Annotated in this window: 1 protein-coding gene; it reads left to right on the forward strand. The window is 62.8% G+C overall.

The annotated features are described in order from the left end of the window. Positions 1 to 230: hypothetical protein (locus G5A07_RS22275; RefSeq protein ID WP_223107761.1), on the forward strand; the 230-nt coding region annotated here is incomplete at its 5' end. Positions 231 to 298 lie beyond the last annotated feature (68 nt).

Genomic DNA, 298 nt, shown 5'->3' on the forward strand with positions numbered 1-298 from the left:
CCCCCTTCCTCCTTCCAACCTCGACACCTGTCGCAGATTGCACGGTGCGGGCGGATCACCGCGCCAGCCTGTGCTGGCAGTGCTTAACAGCGTGGGAGAATGCCGAAAGCGTCTCCAATCGAGTGATCTTTGCAACTCTTCTGATTGGCATTGCACAGCGCCACGGGCTCAGATGGCGTGCCACCGGAAAAGGGTGGCCGGGCTTCGAATCCCGTGTTGGCTTTGAGTAAGTGCGCTTGCCAGCCGGCGTCACCATGCGTGGCGCCGGCTGGCAATCCGTCTGCCGGCTATGGCGGGC

It is taken from the genome of Stenotrophomonas sp. AS012628 (assembly GCF_010608305.1).
Classification (GTDB): Bacteria; Pseudomonadota; Gammaproteobacteria; order Xanthomonadales; family Xanthomonadaceae; genus Stenotrophomonas; species Stenotrophomonas geniculata.